The 24,234-nt window shown below is 56.4% G+C and carries 25 protein-coding genes; 6 read left to right on the top strand and 19 right to left on the bottom strand.

The window, feature by feature from the left end:
- The 7 genes from RZA33_RS01480 to RZA33_RS01450 all read right to left on the bottom strand — a co-directional run bounded on the left by RZA33_RS01480 (window position 1) and on the right by RZA33_RS01450 (window position 7,886).
- Window positions 1-1,176 carry a polynucleotide adenylyltransferase gene (locus RZA33_RS01480; protein WP_416337831.1) on the bottom strand — a complete coding sequence of 392 codons (1,176 nt, stop codon included), beginning with the start codon at window positions 1,174-1,176 and terminating at the stop codon, window positions 1-3.
- Window positions 1,170-1,988, bottom strand: coding sequence for a symmetrical bis(5'-nucleosyl)-tetraphosphatase (locus RZA33_RS01475; protein WP_317506071.1), 819 nt, complete (start codon window positions 1,986-1,988; stop codon window positions 1,170-1,172). Before RZA33_RS01475 ends, RZA33_RS01480 begins: the two co-directional genes overlap by 7 nt.
- Window positions 1,989-2,072: 84 nt before the next feature.
- Window positions 2,073-2,450, bottom strand: coding sequence for a Co2+/Mg2+ efflux protein ApaG (gene apaG / locus RZA33_RS01470; RefSeq protein ID WP_317506070.1), 378 nt, complete (start codon window positions 2,448-2,450; stop codon window positions 2,073-2,075).
- Window positions 2,447-3,274: a 16S rRNA (adenine(1518)-N(6)/adenine(1519)-N(6))-dimethyltransferase RsmA gene (gene rsmA, locus RZA33_RS01465; protein ID WP_317506069.1), complete on the bottom strand. Its 828-nt coding sequence runs from the start codon at window positions 3,272-3,274 to the stop codon at window positions 2,447-2,449. The genes apaG and rsmA overlap by 4 nt, the downstream gene beginning before the upstream one ends.
- Before the next feature lie 26 nt (window positions 3,275-3,300).
- Complete coding sequence (gene pdxA, locus RZA33_RS01460; RefSeq protein WP_317506068.1) at window positions 3,301-4,371, bottom strand: 4-hydroxythreonine-4-phosphate dehydrogenase PdxA; 1,071 nt, start codon at window positions 4,369-4,371, stop codon at window positions 3,301-3,303.
- The gene (locus RZA33_RS01455; RefSeq protein ID WP_317506067.1) at window positions 4,371-5,396 is read right to left on the bottom strand and encodes a peptidylprolyl isomerase; all 1,026 of its coding nucleotides are present in this window, start codon (window positions 5,394-5,396) and stop codon (window positions 4,371-4,373) included. Before RZA33_RS01455 ends, pdxA begins: the two co-directional genes overlap by 1 nt.
- A 39-nt stretch (window positions 5,397-5,435) precedes the next feature.
- Complete coding sequence (locus RZA33_RS01450; RefSeq protein WP_317506066.1) at window positions 5,436-7,886, bottom strand: LPS-assembly protein LptD; 2,451 nt, start codon at window positions 7,884-7,886, stop codon at window positions 5,436-5,438.
- 70 nt (window positions 7,887-7,956) lie between these two features.
- Here RZA33_RS01450 and RZA33_RS01445 point away from each other — a divergent pair, with 70 nt between their 5' ends.
- The 5 genes from RZA33_RS01445 to speD all read left to right on the top strand — a co-directional run bounded on the left by RZA33_RS01445 (window position 7,957) and on the right by speD (window position 11,679).
- Window positions 7,957-8,967, top strand: coding sequence for an aminoglycoside phosphotransferase family protein (locus RZA33_RS01445; protein ID WP_317506065.1), 1,011 nt, complete (start codon window positions 7,957-7,959; stop codon window positions 8,965-8,967).
- On the top strand, window positions 8,964-9,647 hold the full coding sequence (gene murU, locus RZA33_RS01440; RefSeq protein ID WP_317506064.1) for an N-acetylmuramate alpha-1-phosphate uridylyltransferase MurU: 684 nt from the start codon (window positions 8,964-8,966) through the stop codon (window positions 9,645-9,647). The genes RZA33_RS01445 and murU overlap by 4 nt, the downstream gene beginning before the upstream one ends.
- Window positions 9,648-9,650: 3 nt before the next feature.
- On the top strand, window positions 9,651-10,052 hold the full coding sequence (locus RZA33_RS01435) for a gamma-glutamylcyclotransferase family protein (RefSeq protein WP_317506063.1): 402 nt from the start codon (window positions 9,651-9,653) through the stop codon (window positions 10,050-10,052).
- Between the two features lie 90 nt (window positions 10,053-10,142).
- The gene (locus RZA33_RS01430; protein ID WP_317506062.1) at window positions 10,143-10,562 is read left to right on the top strand and encodes an OsmC family protein; all 420 of its coding nucleotides are present in this window, start codon (window positions 10,143-10,145) and stop codon (window positions 10,560-10,562) included.
- A gap of 322 nt (window positions 10,563-10,884) precedes the next feature.
- Window positions 10,885-11,679, top strand: coding sequence for an adenosylmethionine decarboxylase (gene speD, locus RZA33_RS01425; protein ID WP_317506061.1), 795 nt, complete (start codon window positions 10,885-10,887; stop codon window positions 11,677-11,679).
- A gap of 159 nt (window positions 11,680-11,838) precedes the next feature.
- Here the strand turns inward: speD and lpxL are convergent, their stop codons facing one another.
- The 12 genes from lpxL to RZA33_RS01365 all read right to left on the bottom strand — a co-directional run bounded on the left by lpxL (window position 11,839) and on the right by RZA33_RS01365 (window position 22,534).
- Window positions 11,839-12,753, bottom strand: coding sequence for an LpxL/LpxP family Kdo(2)-lipid IV(A) lauroyl/palmitoleoyl acyltransferase (gene lpxL, locus RZA33_RS01420; RefSeq protein ID WP_317506060.1), 915 nt, complete (start codon window positions 12,751-12,753; stop codon window positions 11,839-11,841).
- A 12-nt stretch (window positions 12,754-12,765) separates the two neighbouring features.
- Complete coding sequence (alr, locus tag RZA33_RS01415) at window positions 12,766-13,866, bottom strand: alanine racemase (RefSeq protein ID WP_317506059.1); 1,101 nt, start codon at window positions 13,864-13,866, stop codon at window positions 12,766-12,768.
- Between the two features lie 118 nt (window positions 13,867-13,984).
- Entirely contained in the window at window positions 13,985-14,959 is a 975-nt protein-coding gene (gene rpoS, locus RZA33_RS01410; protein WP_317506058.1) for an RNA polymerase sigma factor RpoS, read from the bottom strand.
- Window positions 14,960-15,123: 164 nt separating this feature from the next.
- Entirely contained in the window at window positions 15,124-16,188 is a 1,065-nt protein-coding gene (locus RZA33_RS01405; protein WP_317506057.1) for a peptidoglycan DD-metalloendopeptidase family protein, read from the bottom strand.
- A 7-nt stretch (window positions 16,189-16,195) separates the two neighbouring features.
- Window positions 16,196-17,155: a DUF368 domain-containing protein gene (locus RZA33_RS01400; RefSeq protein ID WP_317506056.1), complete on the bottom strand. Its 960-nt coding sequence runs from the start codon at window positions 17,153-17,155 to the stop codon at window positions 16,196-16,198.
- Complete coding sequence (locus RZA33_RS01395; RefSeq protein WP_317506055.1) at window positions 17,152-17,829, bottom strand: protein-L-isoaspartate(D-aspartate) O-methyltransferase; 678 nt, start codon at window positions 17,827-17,829, stop codon at window positions 17,152-17,154. The genes RZA33_RS01400 and RZA33_RS01395 overlap by 4 nt, the downstream gene beginning before the upstream one ends.
- Entirely contained in the window at window positions 17,816-18,562 is a 747-nt protein-coding gene (surE, locus tag RZA33_RS01390) for a 5'/3'-nucleotidase SurE (RefSeq protein ID WP_317506054.1), read from the bottom strand. The genes RZA33_RS01395 and surE overlap by 14 nt, the downstream gene beginning before the upstream one ends.
- Window positions 18,563-18,691: 129 nt before the next feature.
- Window positions 18,692-19,723: a tRNA pseudouridine(13) synthase TruD gene (truD, locus tag RZA33_RS01385; protein ID WP_317506053.1), complete on the bottom strand. Its 1,032-nt coding sequence runs from the start codon at window positions 19,721-19,723 to the stop codon at window positions 18,692-18,694.
- A complete protein-coding gene (gene ispF, locus RZA33_RS01380; RefSeq protein WP_317506052.1) occupies window positions 19,716-20,204 on the bottom strand; it encodes a 2-C-methyl-D-erythritol 2,4-cyclodiphosphate synthase in 489 nt (162 codons plus the stop codon). Before ispF ends, truD begins: the two co-directional genes overlap by 8 nt.
- Window positions 20,204-20,911 (bottom strand): 2-C-methyl-D-erythritol 4-phosphate cytidylyltransferase, encoded by a 708-nt coding sequence (gene ispD, locus RZA33_RS01375; RefSeq protein ID WP_317506051.1) that lies wholly within the window; start codon window positions 20,909-20,911, stop codon window positions 20,204-20,206. Before ispD ends, ispF begins: the two co-directional genes overlap by 1 nt.
- Entirely contained in the window at window positions 20,908-21,246 is a 339-nt protein-coding gene (gene ftsB / locus RZA33_RS01370; protein WP_317506050.1) for a cell division protein FtsB, read from the bottom strand. The genes ispD and ftsB overlap by 4 nt, the downstream gene beginning before the upstream one ends.
- Before the next feature lie 139 nt (window positions 21,247-21,385).
- On the bottom strand, window positions 21,386-22,534 hold the full coding sequence (locus tag RZA33_RS01365; RefSeq protein WP_317506049.1) for a GNAT family N-acetyltransferase: 1,149 nt from the start codon (window positions 22,532-22,534) through the stop codon (window positions 21,386-21,388).
- 276 nt (window positions 22,535-22,810) lie between these two features.
- Here RZA33_RS01365 and RZA33_RS01360 point away from each other — a divergent pair, with 276 nt between their 5' ends.
- Window positions 22,811-24,166: an aldehyde dehydrogenase family protein gene (locus RZA33_RS01360; RefSeq protein ID WP_317506048.1), complete on the top strand. Its 1,356-nt coding sequence runs from the start codon at window positions 22,811-22,813 to the stop codon at window positions 24,164-24,166.
- The last annotated feature ends 68 nt before the right edge of the window (window positions 24,167-24,234 follow it).

The following is a 24,234-nucleotide window of genomic DNA, read 5'->3' as shown; positions in this document are numbered from 1 at the left end:
CTAGGTTAGCGCCGCCTCCACGGCCTGCCTACGTCTTTCACGCAAGGCCTCGCCCAGCGCTGCTCCTTGATACCCTTCAGCTATCAGTGCTTGAGGGCTAACCTCCCGAGCAGCCCGCCAGGCGTTTTCGAGCGGACCAACCAGCTCAGGCGCCAGCACCTTGACTAACGCCAGCTGCCCCTCAACCTGCTGTGGCTTACGCCAACCATCCAAACGTTCCAGCCAGCGCAGCACATTGGGGCCCTCTAATGCCTCGGCAGGCCGCGCATGCTGTGTTAGCGAATGGTTTGTTAAAGAATGGTTTGTTAAAGAATAGGTAAGCGCGGTATGGCGCGCTAATTGTGCAACGGCATTGGGCAGTTTGAGTCGTTCCGCCAAGGCATCGCGCTGCTCAACCGTTAGCGGCGATACCAGCTGCGCATAGCGCCAATGAGCCAATGCAAACATGTCGCTATCAGGCACCTGAGCCATCGCTGCCAAGCCCTTCACTAACGCTTCGCCCGCCAGTTCTGGCCACCAGACGTTGAGCGCGTCGCAACGTTCAAGGGTGGTGAAATAGACCTCTGGGCTTGGCTCGCCCAACGCTTTTTCCGTTTCGACCCACACCCGCTCGGCGGCCAAGTGCTCAAGCTCTCCGCTGTGGCTCACCTGACGCATCAGCGCCAGGGTTTCAGGGGCAATGGTAAAGCCTAGCGACGCATAGCGGGCCAGAAAGCGTGCAGTACGCAGCACCCGCAGCGGGTCTTCGCTAAACGCCGCAGAGATATGCCGCAACACGCGCCGCTCAATGTCGCCCTGGCCATTAAACGGGTCGGTTAATTCGCCCTCCCCACTCTGGGCAATCGCGTTAATGGTTAAATCACGCCGCAACAGATCCTCTTCCAGCGTGACATCAGGACTGGCATGTACCTCAAACCCGGCATAGCCATGGCCAGACTTGCGTTCGGTGCGGGCCAGGGCGTACTCCTCGGCAGTTTCTGGATGCAGAAAAACCGGAAAATCACGCCCCACGGGCTTAAAGCCGCGCTTGCGCATGGCCTCTGGTGTGGCGCCCACCACCACCCAGTCATTGTCATAAACCGGCCAGCCAAGTAACTCATCACGCACGGCGCCGCCCACCCGGTACACGTTCAAGCCCGCTAAACGAGGATCGCTATTCGTCCCTTTCACTACCATTTGCTCCGCAGGTGACTAGCCACCCAGGTTCGCTCGCCGCTGTCCAGGTTGAGCGCGGTTAGTCGCCCTCCCCAAACGCAGCCTGTATCCAGCGCCTCAACGGGTACACGCGCCTGCGGGGTTTTCCCCTCCAGCGCCGCCCAGTGACCGAAGATCAGCCGAGTGTCATCGTCACGGGGGTATTGAAACCAGGGCAGAAAGCCCTCTGGCTCGCTATCCAGCCCTTCTTTGGCAGCAAAGTCCAAACGCCCACGGGCATCAATAAAACGCATTCGGGTAAGCACATTGACAATCAGACGCAGGCGATCAATACCGTCTAAATCATCATTCCACGCATCTGGCTGGTTGCCAAACAACTGGGTTAAAAACGCACCGGATGCTTCACTTGAGAGCGCTGCTTGCACTTCACGCCCCAACGACTTGGTTTGAGCTATGCTCCATTGGGGGAGCAGACCGGCGTGGGTCATTAATGTATTGTTTTCAAAAACGCTAAGCGGCTGACTTTGCAGCCAATCCAGCAGCCCTTCGCGATCAGGCGCACCAAGAATATCGCTCAGGGTATCGTTTTTTTTCAAACCACCACCACCGCGAGCCACCACCAGCAAATGAAATTCGTGGTTACCCAGTACGCTGCATGCCGAACTACCCAACGAGCGCACTTCTCGCAGGCATTCTAATGACCCTGGCCCACGATTAATCAAATCGCCCACCAGCCATAACGTATCCCGCGCGGGGTTGAAGCTGAGCTTTTCAAGAAGCACTACAAATTCGGCGTGACAGCCGTGTAAATCGCCGATCGCGTAGGTCGTCATTTGGTTGGGCCTCTCACAATGTTGCGCGCCTTTCTAAAATGGCTTTTAGCGTCTCTAAAGGGCTATATGTGTAGTCCAGTATGTTTAGTGCAGTTGCATTGGCACTGCCAACCTGAAGGGTGTGATCGCCACCTCAAAAACGCGCTGGGTGGAGGTGTCTAACAGTGTATAGGCGCCTTCCATCACTCCCACCGGGGTTTGGAGAACGGCGCGGCTGGTGTAGCGAAAGCTCTGACCGGGCCCAATCAGCGGCTGCTGACCGACAACCCCCTTGCCGCGCACTTCTTGGCACTCACCGCCTCCCTGGGTAATTTTCCAGTAGCGCGCCATTAACTGAACGCTGTGAGGACTCTTATTGTGAACACTAACAGTGTAGCTAAATACGTAGCGCGACTCCCCATCACTGGACTCATCTTCGCGGTAGACGGGCGCAACGCCTACCTCAATCGCTAGGCCGCTCATGCTTCACTGCTCCTCTCGTCGCTTGGCTGGTCATCGGCGGCGACGCGGTTGGCAATCGCTACGTACTCAGCCACGGTCAAGGTTTGCGGGCGGCGAATGGGATCAATCCCCAGATCTTCCAAGGTCTCTACGCTCACTCGGCCTTTAAAATTGTTGCGCAGCGTTTTGCGTCGCTGGCCAAAGGCAAGTTTCACCAACTCAAACAGCAGCGCTGGATCATCGGCGGTATGAGGCAATGCTTCGTGGGGGGTTAACCGCACGATTGCCGAATCAACTTTGGGGCGCGGCACAAACGCTTCCGGTGGCACAATAAACAGCTGTTCGACCTGGCAGTAGTACTGCGCCATTACCGAGAGACGCCCCCAATCGGCGCCGCCTGGTTCGGCGGCTAAACGCTCAACCACCTCTTTTTGCAACATAAAGTGCATATCGGCGATCGCATCACCAGCGGCCAGCAGATGTATTATCAGCGGTGTGGAAATGTTGTAGGGCAGGTTGCCTACCACGCGCAGCGCGGGTCCATCGCCTTTCAGCGCGGCAAAATCAAACGTCAGCGCGTCGCCTTCATGAATCACAAAATCGGGGTAGTTGAAAAACTGCACCCGCAGACCGGGAATCAGGTCACGGTCGAGCTCGATCACTTCCAAGTGCCCCGTGGCTTCCAGCAGCGGCTCGGTCAGCGCCCCCTGGCCTGGGCCGATTTCGACTAGGCGATCCGTCGAGCGCGGGCCAACAGCGTGAACGATCCGCGAGATAATGCCGAGGTCGCGTAAAAAGTTTTGACCAAAGCGTTTACGAGCGCGGTGTTGGGGCACAGTAGACATCAAACGGTGTTCCTTGGAGTGCGGATTCAATCGGGGGATGTAGCAGACATTCGCTGTACGGCTAGACGGCGCGCAAGCGCGATAGCGACTTCTAGGCTGCCGGGGTCTGCCACGCCTTTGCCTGCCAGATCCAGCGCGGTGCCATGGTCGACCGAAGTGCGTACCAATGGCAAGCCCAGGGTAATATTAGCGGCCTGACCAAAGCCTGCGTATTTTAACACCGCTAAACCCTGATCGTGGTACATCGCCAGCACCGCATCGACACCAGCCAAATGCCTGGGGGTAAACAGCGTGTCGGCGGGTAAGGGGCCAAGTATATCCATTCCCTCAGCGCGCAGCGCATCGAGCGCAGGAATAATAATATCCAACTCTTCATGGCCCAGGTGGCCGTCCTCACCAGCGTGGGGGTTTAAGCCACACACCGCAATGCGCGGCTTGGCAATCCCAAACTGGCGCTGCAAGTCAGCCGCCAGCAAGCGGCTAATACGGGTTACCCGCTCAAAGGTGATGGCATCGGCCACATTGCGCAGCGGCAAGTGGGTGGTCACCAGTGCCACACGAAGGTCACCACTTCCCTGCCAGCCTGGGGCGTTGGCATGCAGCGCCGCGTCAGTGGCCAGCAGCATCACCACCTCATCAACGCCGCAGGCATCGCGCAACCATTCGGTGTGGCCGGTAAAGCCTGGATGACCGCCCTTGATAATCACGCCTTTGTGAAGCGGCGCCGTGACCATAGCGGCCGCCTGACCGTTTTGGCAGGCATCCACCGCCAGCGCCAAGGTAGCCAGCACGTAGTCAGCGTTGGCCGGATTAAGAACGCCTGGCGTGGCCGGCTCGTTCAGCGCCACCGGCCAAACGGGCAATGTGCCAGTGCCTTGGTGCATTTCGCCGGGTGAGGATTCAATCACCGAGACGTTTAAGTGAAGCGCGGCTGCGCGCTGGCGCAGCATTTCGGGGTCACCAATCGCCACCGTATTGGCGGGAAGCTTGCCCTGGGCCGCCAGCAACAGTGTCAGCTCGGGGCCAATGCCCGCTGGCTCACCGGTGGTCACCACCACCGGTAGCGCGCTATTGGGTGATAAAGTGCCCGCTTGCATTAGAGACGAATATCAACAAAGGCTTGCGAGCGAATTTCTTGCTGCCAAGTCTCTAATGCTTCGTTAGCGCGACGCTGGAAGATCGCTTGGCGCACCTGTTCACGCTGACTCTCTTGAGTGACGTCCTGGCGACGACGCTCTTCCACTTCAATGATGTGATAGCCGAACTGGGAGCGCACCGGCTGCGATAGTTGGTTAACGCTTAGCTCACGCATCTCTTCTTCAAAAGCAGGAACGGTTTGCCCTGGGCGTACCCAGCCCAGCTCACCACCGTTTAGCGCACTGCCTCTGTCGTCACTGTATTCCCGCGCCACTGAGGCAAAATCCTCACCTTGCGCCAGGCGTTCGCGCACTTCTTGCGCGCGTTCACGCGCCTGGTTTTCATTGCGATTAGGGGTTAGCTCAATCAACACATGGCGGGCACGGATCTCTTCGATAAAGTTTTGATCACTGGATTGGCCAGGCTGCTGATTGATAAAACGCTCTACATCGCGGTCGCTGACCGATACCCGGTTGCGGATTTGGCGCTGTTGCACCTGACGCATCAACATTTCACGGCGAACATCTTCGCGCACGCTGGCCAATGTCATACCATCGGCCTCTACGGCATCGGCAAACTCATCCAGCGTCATGCCGTTGGATTCAGCGATGGAGCGCACTTGGCGGTTTAGCTCGGTGTCGTCAATCGTAAGATTGGCTTCTTCCGCCATCTGCAGCTGAATCTCTTCCATCACCATACGCTCGAGCACTTGGCGTTCTAGCTGAGTGCGCGGCGGAAGGTTGGCACTCTGCGATTGGTTCTGCTGCTCGATTTGCGCCACGCGATCGTCTAATTCACTGCGCATAATCACATCGTTATTCACCACGGCTACCACGCTGTCTAACGCCTGGCGCTGGGTGGATTGAAAATTCTGTGCTTGCACTGCAAGCGGGGCAAGCGCAAGGCCAGCGCCCACGCATAAGGCCAGCAGGCTACCCGCAGAGAGTTGTTTCATATGGCCTAGCAGGGGCTTACTCATTTTCATAACAAACGTCTCTTTCATTAGCCATTCGATGGAAGTCATTTACAGGGCCGTTGGACGATAGCCAGGAATGGTCTGTTCAAAATAGCTGTCCGCACCCTGGCCAACGCCACCTAAACCACGGAATACGAAGCGCAAAAATAGCCCGCGATCGTTAAAGTCATCGTCGATGCGGGCGGTGTCACCGTCATCTACCCATTCGCGCCAGACTACCTGCAGGCCGTAACAGCAATTGTTCCACTGCACGCCCGCCAGTTGCTCAAGCGGCCGGTCGTTAGTTTGATCGTGCAGGTAACGACCGATCAGATCAATCTGCGGGCTGGCTTTCCAAGCCACCGACAAATCCCACTCTTCTCGGCTGTAGTCGCGAAAGCCATCGTCGCTGGGCAATACGCCTGGATCAAACCCTTCGATCTCCCAACGGTAGCCAAGGTTCGCAACGTGCCCTTCGGGATGGCGATAGCGTACATCAACACTTGAGCGCTCGGTACGGTCACGGTGATCATCGTAAAGCCATTCGGCACCGCTGCTCCAGCGATCATTGATTTGCCAGTCAAGGCGACTCACCAACGGCGAACGGTTTCGGGTGGCTTGATAGCGGCTTTCGGGGTTGACGTTGGGATTATCTTCGGGCCGATCCGGCAGGGTATCGGCATCGCCTTCGCTGTCAATTCGGCGATCATCAAAGTAAATGCTCTGCCCTACCCCCAGCGAGAGCCGGTCACGACCGGACGAATCCTCTAACAAGCGCGACTGCACGCCGTAAGAGAGCCGATTAAGATCGCCCACGCGGTCGGCACCCGAAAAGCGTTGCGCCGACCACAGCTGGTTCCAGGAGAATGGGCGTTCGCTGCTATCAAAGTCGGGAAGTTCACTTTGGTCAGTGCGTGGCACGTAAGCGTAATTAAGCCGCGGCTCTAAGGTTTGGCGATAGTCGCGCCCACCCAAAGCAAGTTCACGTTCAAAGACTAGGCCGCTATCGATGGAAGTAACGGCGACACTGCGGCTGGGTGTATCACTATGTTGGGTAGCGCGCTCACCGTAATCTAACGCATAAGCGGTGTTCCATAGCTCGGTACGCGGCTCAAGGTAGCCCCATGGTCGCTCAAAACGACCACCCACAGCGGGGGTCAGGTGTAAGCGGCTGCCGGTGGCCGCCTCACGCTCAGGCACCCGACGTTCATCCACATCACGCCAGAAATAGGTCGCGTTAGAGCGCCACTGGGCATACAACCCGTTGTCGAACTGCCAGCTGGCGTTAGCGCTAACGCTCGGCAACCGGTAAAAGGGCTTATCGCTATCGCTAAGCGGGTCTTCCAGGCGCTGAAACCCCTGGGCGCGGGCATCTAACTGCCAGCGCTGGCCGCGGTAATCGACCTGTGCCAAGCGCTCCATACTAACGCGATCATTGCTGCCGAACTCGCCACCAAAATCGTCGAAATAGCGCCCGTCGCTAGCTGCCCCGTAGCGCAGCCGGTAGTTGCTACGCGGGTTTACACGCCCCGAATGGCGGGCATCTACATACCAGCGATCATCGCCTTCAAAGCGATCTTCAATGCCGCCGGAACCGCCGTTATCACTATTTAAATAGCCACCTTCGAAGATGCCTGAACTTTCATCAAGCAAATAACGATATTCGCCATTCAGCAGCAGTCCATGGTCGGTCATCCAGCGCGGTGTGATGGTCGCGTCTTGATTAGGCGCGATATTCCAATAAAACGGCTGCGTGTAGTCCAAACTATCGGCTGAGACGCTAATGGAGGGCGTTAACAGCCCGGTATGGCGGCGGTCATCAATGGGAAAGCGTAGCCAGGGCCAGTAAAACACTGGCACATCTTTGACGTGTAAACGCGCATGACGCGCGGTGCCAAAGCCTTCGGCTTGGTTCAAGCGAATATCGCTGCTCACCAGTTGCCAGCTATTGGCACCCGGGTCACAGGTAGTAAAGCTGGCGTCTTGAAGGCGGTACTTGTTTTCCCCGGTCTGTTCTAGCTGGCTGGCTTGGCCACGTAAACGTTCCTCGTAGAGCACGTAGTGGCTGTTGCCCAGCGTGGCCTGATCTTCGTTAACCCTGAGCATGGCTTGCTCACCACGCACTAGAGCGCGCCCATCGCGTATGGCGATATTGCCTTCAGCATCAATCTGCTGACGGTCGGCAGGCAAAAAGATCCGCTCCGCTTCGATTTCCTCATTGCCGCGGCGCAATACGACATCGCCGCGCAGCAACGCCTCGCCATCGGCGGCGTAATCGACAGCGCTGGCCTCTAACGAGAGGGTTTCCGGGTTCTCTTCCGCGGGTAAGCGGTAACTGGGCATGACATAGCGCCCCCGGCACAATTGATTAGCCGCCTCGTCTTCCCCCCAGGCTTGCCAGTCTAACGCTTTTGCAGGCATGTCTTGGCCTTGAGCCACCGCCGTCAACGAGGCGCCAGCAAGCAGACTGCCCATCAGCGTATGTGCAACTGGCAATTTGCGCGAAAATCGCTTGCCCATGTTCGTTATCCTTGGCATCCAGAATCGGTATTATACAGCCCGCATGATGCCCGACCAGCAAGGAGCTTGCATGTCCTCATATCGGATTAACGCCCTCACCACGTGGGCTGCCCAACAAAACGGCCTATCCAAGGCCGATATTTCGCTTTCATCCGCCGTGGGCGATGCGAGTTTTCGGCGCTATTTTCGCCTCACATTACCCAGTGGCATCACTCAGATGGTCATGGATGCCCCGCCGGAGCAAGAGAACTCCCAGCCGTTCGTGACCATTGCCAAGCGCTGGCACAGCGCCGGGCTTCCGGTACCCAAGGTGCACGCCGCAAACCTAGCGGAAGGCTTTCTGCTGCTTGACGACTTAGGCAATACGCCGCTGCAGCACTTGTTCAGTGACAACGCTACCACACGCGCTTACCACGCGCAGGCGCTTACCCTGATCGCCGAGCTGCAAAACCGTGCTAACCCTGATTCATTACCTGCTTATGATGCGGCACTACTTGGCCGAGAGCTTGACCTGTTTCCCGAGTGGTGCCTCAGCGCCTGGCTAAGATTACCGCCACCGGCAAGCTGGCAGGCGGTTCGCGAGCAGCTAATTGAGCAAGCCTTGGAGCAGCCGGTAGTCACTGTGCACCGGGATTTTGACGCTATGAATTTGATGGTTCACGACCAGCGCTTGTTTATGATCGACTTTCAGGACGCGGTGGCCGGCCCGCTTAGCTACGATTTAATCTCGCTGCTGCGAGGGCGCTATTGCCGTTTTAGTCATGCGCAGTTCAACGACTTTGTCGACGCTTTTTATCAACGCGCGCGCAGCGATGGCCGACTACCCAGCCGCATTGATTTTGCCACTTTTCTGACTCAATGCCACGCCATGGCCGCTCAGCGTGCGCTAAAAGTACTGGGAATATTCTGCCGTTTAACACTGCGCGATCAAAAAAGCAGCTATCTTGAACGATTGCCGCACTTTATGGATCATCTTGAAGATAGTCTTGCGTGCCTGTCCGAGCAGGCTGATTTTGCCGAATGGATCAAACTGACATTACGCCCCGCCCTTATGAAACGATTAGCGGAAACAGCACCATGAAAGCGATGATTCTAGCCGCAGGGCTGGGCAACCGGATGCGCCCGCTTACCGACCACTGCCCCAAACCACTGCTGCCCGTCGCGGGCAAGCCGCTGATCGTGCACCACCTCGCGCGCCTTCGTGAGGCGGGCATTCATGAGGTGGTCATCAACGTCAGCTACCGTGCAGAGCAGATTATTGACGCACTCGGCGATGGAACCGCCTATGGGCTGCGCATTCACTGGAGCCGGGAAACCCAGCCATTGGAAACCGGCGGCGGCATACAGCAGGCGCTGCCGCTGCTTGGCGAGGCGCCGTTTTTACTCGTCAACGGGGATGTCTGGTGCCAAGGATTGCCCGATCTGCAAACGCTAAAGGACGACGACTTGGCTCACCTGATGCTGGTGGACAACCCTTCCCAGCACCCTCATGGCGATTTTGGGCTAACCGCAGGCCGCGTTGAGCAAACCAGTACTCGGCGCTTAACCTACGCAGGTATTAGCGTGATTCACCCAACGCTACTAGCCGGCCAGCCATCAGGCGCCTTTGCCTTGGCGCCCTTGCTCAGGGAAGCCATTGATAACCACCGGGTCAGCGGTGAACATTACGCAGGGCACTGGGTCGACGTAGGAACGCCCGAACGATTGGCCGCATTAGAAAGCCAACTACAGCAAAGCCAACTGCAGCATGAGAAGGGCTAGCCTATGCAGCCGCGTTATTTACGTAAGGCGATCGCTGACACACCGCGAGTAGCGGTCTATGGTACGCTCAAACAAGGCTTGAATAATGCCCATTGGTTGCATGGCGCCACGCTGCTGGGGAGCGACAGCACGACCGCCTTGACGCTCTACGATATAGGCCCCTACCCCGGCGCCAAATGGCGGCCGTCCAGGGGCGTTACGATTGAGGTGTACAGAGTCAATGCTGACCACTTGGCCGCGCTCGACCGCTTGGAGGACTACCGCATTGATGCCCCCTCCCAGGGTGAATATACCCGCCAGCGGCTCACCACCTGTTTTGGCCTCGCCTGGGTGTATCTTTACAATCCCAACGTAGTGGGCAAGCCAGTCATTCGTGAAGGCGGTTGGCCAACACACCGCCAATGATAATCAACATCGACGTTGAGGAGAGGCGCGCAGGCCAAGAAATGTTATGCTGCGCCATTTATTGATCGTCGCCTAGATGAGGAGAACAGCGTGAAAGCACGGGTGAAATGGACAGAAGGGCGTCAATTTGTGGCGGAATCAGGCAGCGGGCATAGCGTCGTGATCGACGGCCCACCCGACCACGGCGGCCGCAACACTGGCCCTAGGCCAATGGAAATGCTGTTGATGGGCATGGGCAGCTGCACCGCTTTTGATATTTTGAACATTCTCGATAAAGCGCGGGCCGATGTCACCGACTGCGTGGCGGAACTTGATGCCGAACGTGCCGATGAAGTGCCTTCCGTCTTTACCAAGATCCACGTGCATTTTGTGGTAACCGGGCGTGCCCTTAAAGAAAAGCAGGTTGCGCGCGCGGTTGAACTCTCCGCTGAAAAATATTGCAGCGCGTCGATTATGCTCGTCAAAGGCGGCGTTGAGATCACCCATTCCTTTGAGGTCGTTGAAGATTGAGCGGCTTTTCGCGGCTTCCGCGCTTGGCGTTCACACTAGGCATTGACGCCCGCGTTAGACAGGCACTAAAAGCGCTGGCAATAAAAAAAATGGCTCGTCTGGATGCAACTCGCCACCTGGACGGGCATAATACGCCCGCTTGTTTTACCTTCGACTGTTTTATTTTCGACTGCGCAGTGGCGGCTCTGCTAGTTTTTAGCACAGGGTTACCCCGCAGGCATGAGTGTCGCACGTACGGCTTTCCCAAGTACGGTGGCAACGTCTTATCGGTTCCGGCGCTGGGTCGTCGGGGTGTCTTCATCTGCCACAAGGAGGTTCGGACATGACAGACAATCTCCGACTCCACGGGTTTAATAACCTGACCAGCTCATTGAGCTTTAACATTTACGACATCTGTTATGCCAAAACCGAAGAGCAACGTGCGGCTTACATCGACTACATTGATGAGCTCTACAACGCCGAACGTTTGACGCAGATTCTCAAAGACGTCACCAATATTATCGGCGCCCACGTGCTCAACATCGCGCGCCAAGATTACGAGCCTCACGGCGCTAGCGTGACGATCTTGATTGCCGAGCATGAGCTTGATGAAACGGCGCCTGAGCAGATTATGCCGGGCCCAGGCCCACTGCCCGAAACGGTAGTTGGGCACCTGGATAAAAGCCATGTGACCGTACATAGCTACCCTGAGTCGCACCCCGACAACGGGATCAGCACCTTCCGCCTGGATATTGACGTCTCCACTTGCGGGCATATCAGTCCACTAAAGGCGCTGAACTATCTAATCCACAGCTTCGACTCGGATATCGTCACCATGGACTACCGGGTGCGCGGCTTTACCCGCGATGTGGACGGTAAAAAGCTGTTTATCGATCACGGTATTACCTCCATTCAAGACTATCTTGCTGAAGATACTAAGCACGCGTATCAGATGATGGATGTGAACGTGTATCAGGAAAACATGTTCCATACCAAAATGCTGCTTAAAGATTTCGAGCTGGAAAATTACCTGTTCGGTACCTCGCGTCGCGATATCACCTTTGAAGAAGCACGCGATATCGAGAGCCGCCTGCGTAAAGAGATGCTGGAAATCTTCTACTCTCGCAACTTGGATTAAGCGCCGTCTCGGAACGCCCAAAAGCCAGCTAATGCTGGCTTTTTTTATTACATATCAACCAAATATATGCATGTCGTTGCGAGGAGCCTGCAACGAAGCAATCTACCTGCGGTGGCGCTCAGCCCAGATCGCGATGACGGGAAGGGCTGTCGCTAGTGTTTAATAAACGCGAGCCTCGCCTTCAGGTCGGGTCTTGAACCGCCGGTGCAGCCATAGGTATTGTTCCGGGTGCTTGCGAATCGCCTGCTCAATAAGCTGATTGACCTGCGTTGCGTCGGCCACCTCATCGCCGCTAGGAAATCCCTCTAAGGCGGGCAGGCTTTCGATCGTATAAGTGGCATTGTCAGGGTTGCGATGAAACATCATCGGCACTACAGGCGCGCCGGTCATCCGCGCCAGCTTAGCGGTTAGGCGGATAGTCGCGGCCTGCTGACCAAACAGCGGCGCAAACACGCTCACATCGCGGCCAAAATCCTGATCTGGTGAATACCATACGATGCGCCCAGCCTTAATACTACGTACCGTACCGCGTAAATCGTGGCGATCAATCGCCTGCCCGAAAATACGTGAACGTGCGCGCGTCATGAACCGCTCAAACAAGGGATTGTTATGAGGGCGATATACGACATCGGCGGGAAAAAAGAGCGAATGCAACGCACCGCCTAGATCCAGTGTCGAAAAATGAATCCCTATCACAAGCACCCCTTTACCTTGCGCTTGCGCTTGGGCCATATACTCTTGGCCGATGTAAGCGACGCGATGACGCAGATGCTCGCCATCACGACACCAGCCTGTCGCGGTTTCAACAAGACCAATGCCATTAGCAATAAATGTATCTTTGACGAGCTGACGCTGCTGATCCGCGTTTTTTTCAGGGAAGCAGAGCGCCAGATTAGTTTCTGTAATACGCCGCCGCCGCTTGGCAAAGCGCCAAGCGAGTAACCCAAGCCCCTTACCAATGGCCATTTTCAACCGCCAGGGCAGCCAGGCCGTAACATACATAGCGCCAATACCCAGCCAAGTGGGCCAGTAACGCGGGTGTGCGAATGAGCGCGGATAACGTGATTTTGACATGTAAACAACCGTTTATGCAGAACGCCCATGATAACGCCGTGGCGCCCTTGGCAGTACCCCGGTTAGCAGCGTATAGCTAATCGTATCGCAGTAGCGCGCCACTTCATCAATCGGCAGTACTTCACCGTTGCGGGCTGTACCCCAGAGTACAACGTCACTGCCAATCGCAGCATCGGGGACATCCGTTACATCAACGGTGAGCATGTCCATCGAGACTTTACCGGCGATTACACAGCGCTGGCCATTGACCAGTACCGGCGTACCATCTACGGCATGGCGGTCGTAGCCATCGCCATAGCCGCAGGCGACCACGGCAATGCGCGAAGGTCGCGGTGCACGCCAGCGTCCGCTATAGCCAACGGGTTCGCCTGCCGCCAAATCACGTAGGGCAATGATTTCCGAACGCAGGGTCATTACCGGGCGCAGCTGCTGGGTAATGGCATTGGGCACTTCCAGGGGATCGCTGCCATAGAGCATTATGCCGGGCCGGTTCCAGTCACCGTGGGCGATCGGCCACGCTAAGGTGGCCGGCGAGTTGGCTAAGCATAGCGGCGCCTTGAGTTCACTGGCAAGTGCCTGGAGCGTCGCCATTTGCTGGTGGAAATAGTCACTGCTGCGGGCATCAGCGGTCGCGAAGTGGCTCATTAAGTGGAGCTGGGCCACACTTGGCGATGCGCTAAGCTGACGCCAGATAGCAGCGGCTTCATTTGGCGCAAAGCCCAAGCGATGCATCCCCGAATCGACCTTTAGCCACACTGGAATAGGCTCACGCGGGGTCGCTGACAGCAGAACATCGACTTGCCATTGGCTATGGACCGCGATCCAAAAGCCATAGTGGTCGACCAGCGGCAGCTCATCGGCGCTAAAGATGCCTTCGAGCAACACAATGGGCTGGGCAATGCCGCCCTGGCGCAGCGTGAGGGCCTCTTCGATGCTGGCAACGGCAAAGGCAGGCGCTTGATTTTGCAGCGCCTGGGCGCAAGCTAGCGCGCCGTGGCCATAGGCGTCAGCTTTAATCACCGCCACTGAATGGCTTTGCGGCGCGCAGCGACACGCCAATTGATAGTTATGACGTAGCGCGTCCAAATCAATATCGGCCACAAGGGGGCGCATGTGTTGTCTCACTTACCTAATCGACGAAAACGTTCAATATTAAAAAACCGGGAAAGCACCTAGTGGTCCTCGCCCGGCTTATAGGGGTCACACAATTGTTGCTTTGCTTATCTCGCGCTTATGTCTCAAACAGGGCTTCCAAAGAGAGTCCCTGCTTTTCCAGCGAACGACGCAGCTTCTTAAGGGCTTCTACTTGGATCTGGCGGACACGCTCGCGGGTTAAGCCAATTTCGGCGCCCACTTCTTCAAGAGTCGCCGATTCGTGGCCACGCAAGCCAAACCTGCGCGCAACCACTTCGCGCTGCTTTTCGCTCAGCTCATCCAGCCACAGGTCAACGTGCTCTTTAACATCGCCATCCACAAGGCAGGCTTCGGGGCCTTGTACTTCGTCGTCAGCTAACGTATCAATTAGCGGCTTATCGCTCTCGCCACCCATGGGGTAATCAACCGACGAGACCCGCTCGTTAAGGCCAAGCATTTTCTTTACCACCCCAACCGGTTTATCCAGGTGGTCGGCGATCTCTTCGGCGGTGGCCTCGTGGTCAAACTTTTGGGTTAACTCACGCGCCGCGCGCAGGTAAACATTAAGCTCTTTGACGACATGAATGGGCAAACGGATCGTGCGCGTTTGGTTCATAAGCGCCCGTTCGATAGTCTGACGTATCCACCACGTCGCATAGGTTGAAAACCGGAACCCACGCTCGGGGTCAAACTTTTCTACCGCGCGAATCAAGCCTAAATTGCCCTCTTCAATCAGATCCAGTAGCGTCAGCCCCCGGTTTAGATAACGCCGGGCGATTTTGACTACCAGCCGCAAGTTGGACTCAATCATCCGCGAGCGACCCATCGTGTCGCCTTTACGCGCCAGGCGACCGTAGTAGACTTCCTCTTCTGGTGTTAAAAGTGGCGAAAAACCGATTTCGTTGAGGTAGATTTGCGTTGCATCCAAGCTTTGGGTCGATTGACGATCCTCACGCCCTAGCGCTTTTTCAAAAGCATCTTCTTCCACCGTAACGTCATCTTCGGTATCTTCAAGCGCCGTTTCCACAGCATCCAGGTCAACTTCCTGTAGATCTTTCTCCAACATACTCATGGCTTTACCCCTCGTTTGTCGCCTACCCGCCATTGAGAAAAGCAAAGCTGAGCGCCAGAGCGCACAGCGTTATTGTTATATGACTATTGTTATATGACGCTCCAATACAACGATTCGAGCAACATCTACATTAAACGCTGTTTCCCACGCTACTAATATGAGCGTTAGCGGGAAGGCAAAAAGTCCAAGGGATCTTGAGGTTGCCCATCGCGGCGTACCTCAAAGTGAAGCCTGACGTTTTCAGCATCGCTATCGCCCATAGTGGCAATGACTTCACCTGCTTCTACAACATCATTTTCACTGACCCGTAAGCTGTCATTGTGCGCGTACGCGCTCAGGAATTGGTCGTTGTGTTTGAGAAGGATTAGATTGCCGTAACCCCTTACCCCGCTGCCTGCATAAACCACAATGCCGGGGCCGGCTGCCTTTATAGGTTGCCCCTTTTCACCGGTGATATCAATCCCAGCGGTGATGCTATCGCCCTGTCCAAACTCACCCACCACATTGCCAGTCGCCGGCCATTGCCAGTCGATGGTGTCGGCTGGGGTATAGGTTCTTGATGCACGATCTTCACTAGCCGTCTGACGGGCAGAGGGCTCTTCTGGCGCGGGTTCGGGCTGCGGCTGTGGCGCTGGCTGGGGCTGGGGCGCTGGCTCAGCGTCGGGCTCTTGCCGCTCAGATGCCGCAGCCACCACTTCAGCGTCAGGTGACGACTCAGACGCCTCGTTGCTAGCTGATGAGTCGGCCACCTGCTCTGCCGTATCGAGGGCTTCTCGCTCAGCCGTCAGGCGTTTGTTGCGCTGAATCGCTGATTCGTCGGGCATCAACCAATCCAGTTCTTGTTCATCACTGGCCACAGAGGCTGTCTGTGTGCTCAAACCAGTGGCGACGGCACCACTCGCTGAGGCGTTATTCACCGCAGGTGGCTGATCACTTCCCGTGGAAGAGACTCCTTCGCGCAGGGCAATCGTTTGCCCAGGGCGAATTTGGTAAGGCGCCTCAATATTATTAATCGCGGCAAGTTCGCGATAATCCAAATTGTGCTGCCAGGCAATTCCATACAGGGTATCGCCGGCTTTGACCGTGTATTGGGGCGAGCTTTCCACCGCCTGGCTCGCGGCGCTTAAATCACGCACCTGGGGGCCTCCACCCTGCTGGCTTGCACAGCCAACCAGCGCCGATGCCAGCGCTGACATCATCAACACCTTGTATATATAACCTTTACACATCTAACCTTTACTCCTTTTCAGCGCCAAGCTGGGTATCGATTGGCTTACGGTCTGCACGTCGATTGAGTAACACAACGATCAGTGCACCGACGACCATTAACGCAACCACGCCTGCCACTTGTGCCGAGGCACCGGTCAGTACGGCATAGTCAGCGGGCAGTAAATAACGGTGTTCCAGCGGGATCATTTGTCCTGCGGGACCCATCTGGTAGCGTAACAATTCGCGCCACGGCCAGAGAATCGGCAGCGAACCGACGATAAAGCCTAGTAACAGCTGCATGGTTGGCGTGCGATGACGCCGTAAAAGCCATGATAACAGCCGCGAAAAAAGCGCCAAGCCCACCATACAACCAATTCCAAACAGCGCAATAATGCCAAGGTCGAGGCTGCGTATCGCTCCCATGATGGTGCCGTAGAGGCCCATGGTCAGCAACAGAAAGCTGCCTGACACCCCCGGCAACAGCATGGCACTAATCGCTATACAGCCTGCCACTATGACGACTACCGCTTTATTACCAATTAATAACACCAGCGGCATCATGCCAGGCAACGCTTGAGCCAACCATAATCCCGCCAATAGCGGCACCAAGTACCACAGTTTCCAACCGCTACCCGCCTGACCCACGACTAATGCCGACGCCGCCACCAAGCCGAAAAAGAAGCCATCGAGCAGCAGCGGGTGCGCCTCCATTAGCCAAAGCGCCAAATGTGCAACGCTGAACAAGCTAACCACCACCCCGGCCAGTAGCGGCACCAGAAAAGCAAGATTTAGATGCTTACTGAGCCCTCGCCAACCGCCTTGGCGCCATGCGCCAATGGCACTGGGACCGAATTGCTTGATGGTATGAATCAGCTCTTCGTAAATACCGCTAATAAACGCAATGGTGCCCCCCGATACGCCGGGAACTGCGTCGGCGGCGCCCATCCCTGCGCCTCGTAAAAATATTCCCAAGGGTTGCCGCTTCAATCCACTACTCCTTGTAGCAAAGGTACAAAACGTACGGGCTCAAGCCGACGTTTCTCAAAGGCACTGCCAATGCGTTTTACTTGAGTAAGCCACTGACTGCCATCGGGTTCTTCCAACGGGGCAATTAATACCCCATCGCGGCTCAATTGCTCTAATAGTGCGGTCGGCAGCGTCTGGGCGCAGGCGGTTAATAAAATGACGTCAAACGGCGCGACTTCAGGCCATCCATAACCACCGTCAGCCACCGCCAACGTGGCTGGGGCATCTAGCCGACGCAGGCGCGCCACTGCTCGCTCGTGCAACGCGCTTATCCGTTCAATGGAATAAAGCCGCTCTACCAAACGCGACAATAATAACGTCTGGTAGCCGGACCCTGTGCCCAGCTCCAACACCCGGCGCGGTCCGGCGCGCACCACAAGTTCCGTCATGCGAGCCACGGTCAACGGTTGCGATAAGGTTTGACCAAAACCAATCGGCAACGCGGTGTCTTCGTAGGCGCGATGGGCCAGCGCTTCATCAACAAATAGGTGACGCGGCTCGCTGGCCATGACCTCTAGCACGCGGGCATCGTTAATGCCTTGCTGCATAAGGCGCTCAACCATACGGTCACGGGTACGCTGGGAGGTCATGCCGCGACCCCGCAGCTCGCCGGGTGAAATGTCAGGCAAAAACATCCAACCAATCCTGCACATCGTGAAGCGCGGGGTGACGCGTCAGATCTGTTTGTAAGGGGGTAATCGAGATATAGCCCGCCTCAACGGCGGCAAAGTCGGTATCTTCACCGTCATCGGCATTCGCCGCTACCGGGGCTATCCAGTAGCGCTTGCGCCCACGCGGGTCCTGTACTTCTAGCGGCTTTTCTGCCGGGCCGCGATAGCCCAGGCGAGTCACCTTAACGCCTTTAATGTCTTCCCAGGGCACGTCGGGCACATTGACATTCAACAACGTGCGCGGCGGAAGTGACAGCTGATCCGCAGCGCCGATCAAGGTAGCAGCCACTCTGCCCGCCGTCGCAAAGTGACGTTCGCCACACAGCGACATGGCTATCGCGGTCATGCCTAAATTGCGCCCTTCCATGGCCGCCGCCACCGTGCCCGAGTAGAGCACATCGTCGCCTAAATTACCGCCGTGATTAATTCCGGAGATCACCAAATCTGGCTTTTCGTCCCATACCCCATTAACGCCTAAATAAACACAGTCGGCGGGGGTGCCGTCAACGCTGTAAAAGCCGTTATCCAACGGTATTAACGACAGTGGACGAGTCAAGGTCAACGAGTTACTAGCGCCGCTACGGTCACGGTCAGGGGCAACCACACGAATGTTCGCGTAGGCCAACAACGCATCGTGCAGCGCACGCAAACCAGGGGCGTGCACACCATCATCATTTGAAAGCAGCAATCGCCGCATAGTGGTCTCCCCGTTCTTGACGACAAAAGTTCTTGAAGACAAAAATCATAAGCGCGAAACGTAATGACTTATATCCATCGCTTTTACCAACCCTCAATATACTGACCTGAAGGAACGCTGGCGGCTGAATCAGCTCACCGCCATCAACTCACTCAGCACGGCCGTTGCGAAGCTTCCGCGTGGCAGCGCAAATGAGAGTTGTGCGCTGTCCGCCTGCCACGTTAGCTCAGGGTCAAGCAAGCGCATGCGCAGCGCCCGGCGCGCCTGCTTAACCCCACTGCGCGCTAAGCCATCGCATAGACCGGGATAGTGCTGCAAGAGCTGCGCCTCATAGCGAGCAGCATCACCCAGGCTAGGCTCGCCAACGCCCCAAAGCACCCCGGTGGGGTGAACATCCAGCTCAGCGGCGCGCGTGTCCAGCGTTGCATCGATAGTATCAATGCTAAATACGCTTTGTGTACCGTCCAGCATTAAGGTATCGCCAGCAAGGGGCTGACTCCAAGTGCCATCCGCTAAGCGCGTGCTGAGCAACTCGTTGAACAAAAAGCTACGCGCTGTGGAGAGCATCATACCTTGCCGATCATCGCGTTTACGCCAACCTCGGTTAAGTAATGCCTCGGCGCGTTGGAGATTTCGCCCCTCATGACCAAAGCGCTGAGGGCCAAAATAGTTAGGCACGCCATGCTGACAAAGGGCTTCCCAGCGGCTGACAAAATCTTCGCTTTCAACGGCCTCACCGCTCAGGCGCAACACAAAACGGTTAGTGCGGTGAACACCACGCTTCAACTTACGTGGGTGGCGCGCCTGCTCAACAACAGTAATACCCAACGCATTAAGCGACTGCTCGAGCTCTCGGGGCGCGTCACGGCCGGGCAAATGCACACTCAGCCACTGACGCGTAACCGCAATACGGTCTTTCATGCCGGAATAGCCAATATCGCGGGGCGTTACGCCACACAGCCGACTTAATATGTTAACGACATCTAACGTGGTTTGGTTGCGCTTTTCAACGCGCAGCCAGAGATGTTCACCATGGGCCTCGGGGGTAAAATCGAGCTGCTCATCGACCCAAAAATCTTCCGGCTGAGCTCGGTACTCGCCTGGTCTGGGCGGACCAAATTGAGCATCTAGGCAGCGCTGCCAAACGGGCATATTAATCATTGAGTGTCTCTAAGCGGTTAACCAGCACCACCGCTTCAGCGGCAATGCCCTCACCACGACCGGTGAAACCTAAACGCTCAGTGGTGGTGGCTTTGACATTGACGTGACCTAGCGAAACCCCTAGATCAGTGGCAATAACGGCTCGTATTGCCTCTATATGCGGCGCCATTTTAGGTGCTTGGGCCATTACCGTGGCGTCGATATTGACCACGCCATAGCCCTGTTTTTGTACCAGGCTCACCACGTGGCGCAGTAGCTCACGGCTATCCGCGCCAGCCCAGGCGGGGTCGGTATCGGGGAAATGGTGACCAATATCGCCTAGCGCACAGGCGCCCAACAGCGCGTCACTGATGGCGTGCAACAGCACATCCCCATCGGAGTGAGCGACAAAGCCCTGCTCAAATGGCAACTTAACACCCCCGATCATTAAATGATCGCCAGGGCCAAAACGGTGTACATCGAATCCATGGCCAATACGCATCAATGGCTCCTTGCTAGCGTGCAATTGGTTTGGGCGGCCATTATGGCAGCAGCCAGGGCTAAGTCGTCCGGGTGAGTAATTTTTAAATTATCACGTCGCCCGCTGACCAGTTGAGGGTACTCTCCCAGAGCTTCAACCGCCGAGGCTTCATCGGTCACTAAGGTATTCTGACGGCGGGCGGTTTCCAGCGCACGACGCAGCAGCGCATAGCGAAACCCTTGGGGCGTTAGCGCGTGCCATAACCCATCACGCGGCTCGGTACGCGTACTCAATCCCTTTGCATCAGCGCGCTTCATGGTGTCTGCTACTGGCATTGCCAGCAGGGCGCCACCAGGGTGGGTAGCGGCGGCTTGATAAAGCGCGTGCAGGTCGTCCGTGGTAATACAGGGGCGGGCCACATCGTGCACCAAGACAATATCGTCGTCTTGGGCTTTAATGGCATGCAGGGCATTCAAGACGCTGTCCATGCGCTCGTGGCCACCGCGCACCCGCGTCCAGTCGCTAAACGGTACCCATTGCGGCACAAACCAATGATCATCATCGTCTAAACACAGCACCAAGCGCGCGTCCGGAAAAGCGTCATGTAGCCGCGCGAGCGTATGCTGCAGTATCGACCGGTCCGCCAAGCGTAAATACTGTTTGGGCTTATCGGCGCCCATACGACGCCCTTGCCCAGCTGCAGGTACCACTAGCCACGTTTGGCTCACTGCGGCGGCTCCTTGTGCGCGACTAGTCCTGCATTAATACCGATCAGCTCATTTTCAATCGCTACACCCGGCACCCAAAAGAATTGCTCGTCGGTGCGCACCATGCCCATATCGCTGCGCGCCCGCTCTTCAATCGCATCCAAACCGGTTTTTAAATCCGTCACTTCGGCCGCCAGCCGCGCATTGCGCTCGCGCATGGGCACGTTGGCGGCCTCTTGCACAGCAACGCGTTGCTCCACGTTCTGTAAATCTCTCCAGCCGCCGTTGCCCAGCCATAATTCGTACTGGAGCAGTGCCAACACGGCCAGCAGCGTTATCACTAGCCATTTGCGCATCGCTGCTCTCCTGCGGTCGGTCTGCGGTGTTTAAACTGCATGGCGTTAAACTTCACAAGGTGGCGTAAACGAACAAGGATCAACTCGGCTTTGTCGGCGCGCATTATGCCATTAAGGACCAACACCAGCGAGTAGCGGTTTATTTAAAGGGCAGGGCTTGATGAGCCGCCTCACGGTAGGCGCTGACCTGCTCGCCCTCTTGGTGACAAAACTGAGCAACGCCTGCAGCCAGCCCAGGATGGCTAATGTAGTGCAACGAGCGGACTCGCTGGGGGGCAAAACCACGCACCAATTTATGCTCACCTTGGGTACCGGGGTCAAACAACGTTAAACCGTTCTGCAAACAGTACTCAATGCCTTGGTAATAACAGACCTCAAAATGCAGGCAGTCCGCGACGATTTCGCTTCCCCAATAGCGTCCATACAGGCTATTAGCGCCACGGAAATACAGCGCTGCCGCCACCGGGCGCTCACCGATATAAGCCTGTACCAGCACCAATGCCTCAGGCATGGCTTGGCGCAAACGTTCAAAAAAATCATGGTTAAGATAAGGCGGGCGACCACGCTCGTGGTAGGTGATCGTATAACAATGAAAAAAGTGCGCCATTGCTGCTGGCGTAATAGCGTCCCCTTCTAACCGCCTCACCGTCAAGCCTTGCTCAGCGACTAGACGCCGCTCGCGTTTGATCATCTTACGCCGTTTTGAGGTCAGGCTAGCGAGAAAGCCATCAAAATCACCAAAGCCGCGATCACGCCACTGAAACTGCACGCCTTCACGAGTGATTAGCTCTGGGCACTGCGCCTGCCAGGCACTGACATCGGCCTCGTCGGCAAACAGCAAGTGCCAGCTGGAAAGCTCAAGGCGTTGACACTGTTCACGCCATGCCTCGGCCAGTATGGCACGCACCACCCCCGCATTGGCGTGCTTGGCGATGAGCGTGCGAGCCCCTGGCACCGGGGTGAAAGGCACGGCACTGAGTGCTTTCGGATAGTAGCGACCACCGGCGCGCTCCAGTGCCTCAGCCCAGCCCCAATCAAACACATACTCCCCGTAAGAGTGATGTTTACGATACATGGGCATTGCCGCGACCAATTGCTCATCTTGCCATACACTCAGATGGCAAGGCTCCCAGCCAGTTGCTTCACTGGCGGAACCACTGGCTTCAAGCGCGTACAAAAACGCGTGGCGCAAAAAGGGTTGATCATGATCCACCAGTGAATCCCATTGGCTTGCCGTGACGGCCCCAATGGTGGGTAATATAGTTAACGAGAGTGGGCTTAACGGCATAGCACCTTCCAGGCAATGTAAGGCTAAAAGTGTGGAGCTAGGGCTAAAAAATAGGGGCTAAAAGCTAGGGGCTAAAGAGAGTGCGAAGCTAACACAGCATAAGATGGCTTGTGTCACTTTACACTATCTGACTAGACGAACCGTTTACACAAGCCGTTCACACAAACCAGTTACAAAAAAAGTCCACAAAAACAGTCCACAAAAACCATGCGCAGGGTAGCCCAGAACCTGCCAGGGTTATTGCCACACGCCGGTAGCGGCGCACTAGGAGAGGTCATGACGCGCGACTTAACGGGGGACTTCAAAACGCAGCGCCAAGCTGCCGACCAAACGCCCTACCCAACACTCAAGGTTCGACGCGACCGCTTGGCCCGGCTAGCGCGCATGACCCAGCGCCATCGAGCTGAGATTATAAGCGCTATTCAAAGCGATTTTGGCCGCCGCAGCGATGTCGAAATACGCATGGCTGAAATCGGCGCCGTGCTCCAGGCTATTCGCCACACCAGGCTTCGCCTGTGGCATTGGATGCGCCCGTGGTCGGTCGGTATGCCCTGGCGGCTGATGCCCGCCCGTGCCCGTATTGCGCCCCAACCGCTGGGCGTTGTTGGCGTGATGTCGCCCTGGAACTATCCCTGGAGCTTGGCGCTAATGCCGGTAGTGGATGCGTTCGCAGCGGGCAATGTGGTGATGCTCAAGCCTAGCGAGCACACGCCAGCCACCAGCGCTCTGCTGCGCCAGCTAGTGGAGCAATATTTCACCCCGGAAGAGCTATGTGTGGTGGAGGGCGATGTGGAGATTGCCCGTCGCTTTAGCGAATTGCCCTTCGATCATTTGCTGTTCACTGGCTCTGCCGCAGCAGGACGCCAAGTCGCCCAGGCAGCAGCGGCAAATTTAACCCCCACGACGCTAGAGCTTGGCGGCAAATCGCCGGCCATCGTGGCAGGCGATGCGGATCTGGACAGAGCGGCAGCGGCTATCATTTTTGGCAAGGGCATGAACGGTGGGCAAACCTGTATCGCCCCCGACTATGTCCTAGTGGAAAGCCGCCATATTAGCGCCTTAACTCAGGCACTAAGTCACGCTATTCAGCAGCAGCGACCCAACGACCATGCAGCCACTGACGCCATCAACACTGCCCACCAGCAGCGAATCGATGCCATGTTAGAAGAAGCTGGCAACCATGGGTGTAGAATCATTGACCACGGAGACCATGCCCCCGCACTGATTATCGACCCCCACCAGGGCCTGCAGATAATGCGCAAAGAAATTTTTGGTCGCTGCCTTCCTGTGATCGGCGTTAGTGATATGCAAGCTGCCATCGACTATGTCAATGCCCGCCCCCATCCTTTGGCGCTTTATGCGTTTACTCGCGACAACGCTTTGCAGCATCAACTACTGCGCACTACTCGCTCGGGCGCGCTGGTCTTTAACGCCACCCTGCTTCACCACGCGGTCCATTCACTGCCCTTTGGCGGTGTAGGCGAGAGCGGCATGGGTGCTTATCATGGCCGCCATGGCTTTACCCGGTTTAGCCATTTGCGTGGGGGTTTTTATCAATCTAAACAAGCCGCTAGTCATGTTATCTACCCGCCTTACCGACGCTGGCTGATAAAACTGTTAAGGCTTGGCTAAAGATTGCTAGTTAATGTCCGATATTTAGTTAACCATTGGTATAAGATCCGTAAGGTATTTTGATCCAT

Origin of the sequence: Halovibrio sp. HP20-59, assembly GCF_033052795.2 — a bacterium.
Classification (GTDB): domain Bacteria; phylum Pseudomonadota; class Gammaproteobacteria; order Pseudomonadales; family Halomonadaceae; genus Vreelandella.
Note: the sequence above shows the minus strand (reverse complement) of the source record. Positions and strands in the feature narration are given on the sequence as shown.